Raw genomic sequence first — 5959 nt, 5'->3', positions numbered from 1 at the left:
TTCTGCTTACTGCCACTCTTAAAATTTTAGAACGTGGTCTTGACAAGGGGCCCATTATATTATTTTATAAAAAATGCGCTGACCATCTGTTTTTTGACGTGATAATCTTGCCGAAAAACGTGATACCCTGTATACTATACGTAGTGGCATGCCCGAAAATGTTAAAACAGCGCCGGCCTGCATAAACACTGGCCTCGTGAGCATTTTCTTAACAAATTAAAGCGCTGTCATGACAGCATTTTCCATCTGCGCCGATAATGCCCATTTGAGCCGCATAAGAATGCGGGTTCCGGGAGATAGGGTTTCTAAACATTAGCCCCGTAAGGGGACGGAAACACAACCTAAAGGCCTTTATGATTTGCCTATTTCTCTGACCCTTTGTTTCTAAACATTAGCCCCGCAAGGGGACGGAAACTCGGCATCGCACTGTAAACCAATGCCTACCATCTTAACCATTTGTTTCTAAACATTAGCCCCGTAAGGGGACGGAAACTCACTATCTTTTTCAAGTGAGTATTTTACGAAAATGCATTCGCGTTTCTAAACATTAGCCCCGTAAGGGGACGGAAACAAAGAAGTCGGCGTCCTCCAGCACCGCCTTGATGTCCTGTTTCTAAACATTGTCCCCCTTCATGCGGCCTTTTGCGGCCGCACGAACCGCAATACGCACACAGGCGTATTGCGCCCCTTAAGGGGACGGAAAAAGAGATAGCCCTGCCTTAGCAGAACGCATGATTCTGCTAAGGCAGGGCTATGTTGCTTTATACTTAAAACTAATTCATCTCACGCGCCTATCAGCCAAGTTTTCGACTGGATTTTTGTTCTCTAAAACTTATCAATGTGATATAATAAAACTATAATTATTTCGCGTGCGATGGGAAGGAGTGAATGAGTATGTTTTTGGCATTACCGGCGGGTTGGCTCGAGGAGATAGCAGCTGGGGGATTGAAGACGAATTGGAAACGAGTTCTGACGGCAGAGGATATTTTGGTCGCATCAGATGATGAGTTTCACCGACTGGAAGACACGAAACAGTATACCTGCAGCGTAATCAATGCTTTTTTGGATATGGGCGTGCTCATGGCAGAGCGTGAGGCGATTCAGGCGTATGCCATGAAAAATCCGTACATTATGGCATCAGCACCGGAGATAGTAGACGAAAGGGACGCCTTGTGGTACGCCGAACAGGAGTATCGCGTCACGACGCCGGAGGACAAAGAGCAGTTGCTGCAACTACTGCGTAATGACGAACTGATGCAGCCATTGGATGCGTAAATGGTAACACATTTGCCCTTAGCTGTTTAATGATGGTTAATGGCTTTTCTGTTGGTTCTTCACGGATTTCAGGTAAGAGTTAGCGTGCAATACATACATGCCTGTCGAAAATACGGAGAACCATCTCCTTAGGTATGTGATTTCGATTCGCTGAGGGTAAATGATTCTTGAATTTGTTAGGATTTGATGTTCAACATATTTGTGATAAACTGATCTAGAGACATATAGTCTTTCCTCCTTCTTAGAAATGGATGGGTGATACTTTCATTCTAAGGAGGAGCTTTTTTATTGCAAGGGACGGGACCACAAAGTGTAAACAGTGAAACCACAAAGTGTGACTAGGATGACCACATAAAATGGACTAGAAAAAGAGACCACAAAATTTGGACTAGGGGTAACCACACCACAAAATTTGGACTAATACTTTTTTTCTTTTCCTGTTACAAAAAAAATGCTGTAAGTATCGGAAATTACGATGGGTTTGTCCTGGTTCCTTGTGATACAATACAATCAAATGACGGAAGCGGAGGCTGTGAGCAGCATATATATTATGGGAAATCCTTGAAGGATGGAGGCAATCTATGCGTTTCGATGATTTCATGTCTGAGAAATGCAGGGACTGGTATATTGCTACGCTTGTTGATATGGAAGCTTACAAGGCGATTAGCCATTTGAAGCTATTTTCTGATGGCTGGTGCTATATAGGATACATCTGGGAATGCCTGAAAATATCTCATCAGATTCGTTGGCCTGAAATCCTGACTTATGTGGACATCCTAAAGGAAGTTTTTGGGTTTTGGGATATCCATTTGTGCGAGAGGATATGGATTCCTGATTATTGGAAATTTACTAAGCAGGTGTGTCTAGCCATGAATTTTACTGACTTATGCGAAAATAGATCGTTCCTGCCTAAAGATAGCTACATTTTTGACAGGTCTTTTGCCTGGACTATAGCCTGTATCCATGAAACGGATTGGCAAGACCAGCCGTTTTTCTTGCAATCGGGAGTTGTGAGATAAAGAGGATAACAGTGTCCTATGCGATGCTGTAGTTGGGCACAAGACTTGCTGCCGGAAGGAGATAAGACAAAGCAAAAAAATGGCAGGAGATTACTGATGGCATGCATTTTCAAGGGGAGGATAGCATGAGGAAATCCATCGATAGAGTTCGCCTTGGCATACTTATACTTATAAGCTTTGCTGCACTTATGATGCGGGTGGGTGATATTGCTTCGTTTATCTTCGATCCGGATGGAAAAGAAATCGATAGAATGTTAGTGACACAGGCAACTCAGATGGACCTGCCTGCTGACTATAAGCAAGAACGGACTTTAGCCTCAGACAGAGGCGGCATACATTCTTTGCGGCTTATTTACAAAAGTGAGAATCCAGTGAAGGAAGCTAAGATTATAGAATGCCTTGAAGAAATGGGATTTCAGGTAAAACACAAACGGGTTGAAAGTACCATAGAGGATACACGTTATGTAACTGTATTGGAAAACGATACGTATGCTTGTGTTATTAAGGTAACTGATGAGTATGATTTCAGTCTAAGCTATTATTATAAAACGCCAGTGGAACGTTTATTTGGAGCAAGGTATTAAGCGTATGCGCAACAAAGAAACCCGGATAAAGGGACAGAGTGAACTATGTGCCATTCAAGATATTGAGCAGCCGGTCATAATGAGAATCGTAGAATAAAGATGGCCGGACATTACTTGCCTGTTAGAACGTCCTGACGAAGGAGATGAGTGCCATGGAGTACGTAAGGCTTTTTCTGTCAAATCAGGCCGGTGCGGTAGCGGTGTGGAAACTCGTAGCTGCAGGCATTGCCATGGTGATTTTCCTTTTTGGCCTTGGAATAAGAGTGCTGAAAGAAAATAAAGGGTTCAATGATATAGAACGAAAATGCAAAATAAGTGCCTATTTCTCCGTATTGGCTGGCTCCTTGATTATGTATGGTGCCATGTGGGAACGCATTCAATCTATCTTTACGTTACTCTGCGGCTGTGGTTTTATGGGAATAGGTATGATCCTCTTTGGCCATGGTGTAAAATGGGAAAAAGAAACAATGGAAAGCGACGGTCTGAAATATCGGATTTCCTATAAGACGCTTTTGGCTTTGGGTTGGACCGTTGTCCTATTGACAAGCCTTCTTGGTGCATGTCTTTTTGTGAAGCAACAATAAGCATCTATTCGCCTGCATATACGCCGAAATCATGGCCACGGATTGTGGGCTATGACGAATAACAGGGGCGCTTTCTTGTTTTTGATTGACAAAGATAACCTGACTATATTGGGGAAATGTTGAAAAATTGCCTGTTCATTTCGAACCGGCCTTCTTTGAAATCTTTTCCTTGACAGGTCGTGTCTGGTGGCTTATAATGTAAAAGTCGTAGCATGCACAAGTGGCTATGAAGATAAGCCGCATGAAGAGGCATTTAAGTCCGCAAGGCGCCGTATTCAGCGAGTATATTGATGAGGAGGTGTCACTATGTACGCTATTATCAAAACGGGCGGAAAACAGTATCGTGTTCAGGAAGGCGACAAAATCTTTGTTGAAAAACTCACTAACGATGTTGATTCCGAAGTAGTATTCGATCAGGTATTGGCAGTTGTAAATGACGGGGATGTTAAAGTTGGTTCTCCTGTTGTTGAAGGTGCTAAGGTTACTGGCAAAGTACTCGAACAGGGCAAGGAAAAGAAGATTCTCGTGTTCAAATACAAAGCTAAGTCCGATTACCGTCGTCGTCAGGGCCATCGTCAGCCTTTCACTAAGGTTGTCATCGAAAAAATCGAAGGCTAATGATTACCATTACCTTACAGTATGATAAAAACAACCGGCTCAGCGGCTTTCAGATTCGTGGTCATGCGGACTACGATGAAAGCGGTAGTGATATTGTTTGTGCTGCCGTCTCTGTACTGGCACAGACAGCGCTTTTGGGTCTGCTGGAATATGCAGGCGAGGAAAGCATCACGTATGGGCAGGATGATGGATTTTTATCCGTACATGTGAAGAAATCCGTACCGGAGGCTGAAGTTATTCTTCATACGATGGTACTGGGTCTACAGGAAATTGTGCGTCAATACGGCGAATACGTCGCATTCGGCACATAACGTCAGGAGGTGAACGAAATGTTCAATTTTGATTTGCAGCTGTTCGCTCATAAAAAAGGTGTAGGCAGCACGCGTAACGGCCGTGACAGTGAATCCAAACGTCTTGGTGTCAAATGCCATGACGGTGTTATTGTTAAAGCCGGCAACATCATCGTTCGCCAGCGCGGCACTCACTTCCATCCGGGCACTAACGTAGGCATCGGCAAAGATGACACGTTATTTGCTTTGGCTGCTGGTAAAGTTGCTTTTGAACGTGCTGGCCGATATAACCGGAAAGTCAGCATCTATCCGGTTGAAGCTGAAGCTTAATTGCATGATACCACGAATCCCTGCGGAGTTATCTCAGCAGGGATTTTTTTGGTCATCTCTATTTCAGCCTGTTTTGCGATATATGCACAAACGGCATAGGGAACGATACGTTATTTTTTTCACAAAAGTTGAAAAATGTATTGTCACGAGAGGACAAGTGTGTTACACTATCCACAGTGCCAAAACGTCATGACAGACGGGGCTGGTCGGTATCGTAGCGAGCTGAACCACTGCCTCCATGATGAAAAGAGCACAGATATACTGGGTTGTTCGACTTGCATTCCCGCATAGGGGAGTGAGAACGGAGGAATTTCAAATGAATAAAGCAAAAGCATTACCGTATCAGCAAAATACTTTTATGAGTGTACGTCAGTTGGTTGTGGCCGCCTTATTGTCGGCTATTACGATTTTCCTGGGTATGACAGGCTATGGCTTCATTCCCTTGATTATCATGAACGCAACGATTCTTCATATTCCTACGATTATCGGCAGCATTACGGCCGGCCGCCGCGTCGGTATGATCGTCGGTTTTATGTTTGGTGTTTTCTCGTTTGTCCGTACCTTGCAGGCACCGAGCGCACTCATGCTCTTTGCCGTTCAGTACAACGTCGTTGCTGACGCTGTTATCTGTATTGTGCCGCGTATCCTCATTGGTGTTATTGCCTATGAACTCTATAAACACTTAAAGCTGCGTGAACCTGTCCGTGTGGCTACGACAGCCGTTGCTACGACCATTTGCCACACCGTCCTGTTCCTCGGCTCCTTTACAGCTCTCGTCGGAGTGCCTTATGCAGAAGCTCAAGGTATTCCTTTTATGAACGTCATCAACATCATGGCCGGTATTACCGTCGTCAACGGTATTCCGGAAGCCATTGTATCAGGCCTCATCGTAACGCCGATCGTCATGGCCCTCCACCGTGCCGGACTCAAAGCAAATTAATAATGTGTATCATAGCCAGCCTGGTTTATTGCCGGGCTGGTTTTTTGTTGTGGCTACTTGGGCGGCCTCTCTCCCTCGCTGTTTTGGGACAGCATTTTGGACTACTGGGATGGCCTCTCTCCCTTGCGGCCTCATGTATCTATTCACTTTTAGGGCTACTCCGTTTCGCCTCTATCCCCTGTTGTAAAAACAACGGGTGCTTTCCCCTCAGGGAAAGCACGCGGGGACAGCATTTTGGGAAAGCATGGAAATCGAAGAACGGGGCTGTGAAATAACGCCCCTATAAAAACGAATGAGGATCACTGGCTCGAAAGAGCCG

The 5959-nt window shown here is 44.7% G+C and carries 8 protein-coding genes; all 8 read left to right on the top strand.

The genetic code is table 11. The annotated features are described in order from the left end of the window. Positions 1-894 precede the first annotated feature (894 nt). The 8 genes from PGX44_RS13590 to PGX44_RS13555 all read left to right on the top strand — a co-directional run bounded on the left by PGX44_RS13590 (position 895) and on the right by PGX44_RS13555 (position 5640). Positions 895-1275 carry a hypothetical protein gene (locus PGX44_RS13590; RefSeq protein WP_498855792.1) on the top strand — a complete coding sequence of 127 codons (381 nt, stop codon included), beginning with the start codon at positions 895-897 and terminating at the stop codon, positions 1273-1275. A 581-nt stretch (positions 1276-1856) separates the two neighbouring features. Beyond that, positions 1857-2294: a hypothetical protein gene (locus tag PGX44_RS13585; RefSeq protein WP_498855791.1), complete on the top strand. Its 438-nt coding sequence runs from the start codon at positions 1857-1859 to the stop codon at positions 2292-2294. A gap of 125 nt (positions 2295-2419) precedes the next feature. Next, positions 2420-2878, top strand: a complete 459-nt coding sequence (locus PGX44_RS13580; RefSeq protein ID WP_498855790.1) for a hypothetical protein — start codon at positions 2420-2422, stop codon at positions 2876-2878. Positions 2879-3030: 152 nt separating this feature from the next. Then, positions 3031-3462, top strand: a complete 432-nt coding sequence (locus PGX44_RS13575; protein ID WP_498855789.1) for a hypothetical protein — start codon at positions 3031-3033, stop codon at positions 3460-3462. A gap of 306 nt (positions 3463-3768) precedes the next feature. Beyond that, the gene (gene rplU / locus PGX44_RS13570) at positions 3769-4080 is read left to right on the top strand and encodes a 50S ribosomal protein L21 (protein ID WP_186502575.1); all 312 of its coding nucleotides are present in this window, start codon (positions 3769-3771) and stop codon (positions 4078-4080) included. Next, complete coding sequence (locus tag PGX44_RS13565) at positions 4080-4391, top strand: ribosomal-processing cysteine protease Prp (protein ID WP_186502576.1); 312 nt, start codon at positions 4080-4082, stop codon at positions 4389-4391. The genes rplU and PGX44_RS13565 overlap by 1 nt, the downstream gene beginning before the upstream one ends. Positions 4392-4409: 18 nt before the next feature. After that, positions 4410-4700 (top strand): 50S ribosomal protein L27, encoded by a 291-nt coding sequence (rpmA, locus tag PGX44_RS13560; protein WP_186502577.1) that lies wholly within the window; start codon positions 4410-4412, stop codon positions 4698-4700. Positions 4701-5058: 358 nt separating this feature from the next. After that, the gene (locus tag PGX44_RS13555) at positions 5059-5640 is read left to right on the top strand and encodes an ECF transporter S component (RefSeq protein ID WP_246415259.1); all 582 of its coding nucleotides are present in this window, start codon (positions 5059-5061) and stop codon (positions 5638-5640) included. Positions 5641-5959: the final 319 nt, after the last annotated feature.

It is taken from the genome of Caecibacter sp. AF58-12pH5A (assembly GCF_027681725.1).
GTDB classification, from domain to species: Bacteria; Bacillota; Negativicutes; order Veillonellales; family Megasphaeraceae; genus Megasphaera; species Megasphaera hominis.
Note: the sequence above shows the minus strand (reverse complement) of the source record. Positions and strands in the feature narration are given on the sequence as shown.

Bases quoted from the DNA above. Each gene is read 5' to 3' on its own strand.
- PGX44_RS13590 (WP_498855792.1), top strand. From the start codon at position 895: ATGTTTTTGGCATTACCGGCGGGTTGGCTCGAGGAGATAGCAGCTGGG.
- PGX44_RS13585 (WP_498855791.1), top strand. From the start codon at position 1,857: ATGCGTTTCGATGATTTCATGTCTGAGAAATGCAGGGACTGGTATATT.
- PGX44_RS13580 (WP_498855790.1), top strand. From the start codon at position 2,420: ATGAGGAAATCCATCGATAGAGTTCGCCTTGGCATACTTATACTTATA.
- PGX44_RS13575 (WP_498855789.1), top strand. From the start codon at position 3,031: ATGGAGTACGTAAGGCTTTTTCTGTCAAATCAGGCCGGTGCGGTAGCG.
- rplU (WP_186502575.1), top strand. From the start codon at position 3,769: ATGTACGCTATTATCAAAACGGGCGGAAAACAGTATCGTGTTCAGGAA.
- PGX44_RS13565 (WP_186502576.1), top strand. From the start codon at position 4,080: ATGATTACCATTACCTTACAGTATGATAAAAACAACCGGCTCAGCGGC.
- rpmA (WP_186502577.1), top strand. From the start codon at position 4,410: ATGTTCAATTTTGATTTGCAGCTGTTCGCTCATAAAAAAGGTGTAGGC.
- PGX44_RS13555 (WP_246415259.1), top strand. From the start codon at position 5,059: ATGAGTGTACGTCAGTTGGTTGTGGCCGCCTTATTGTCGGCTATTACG.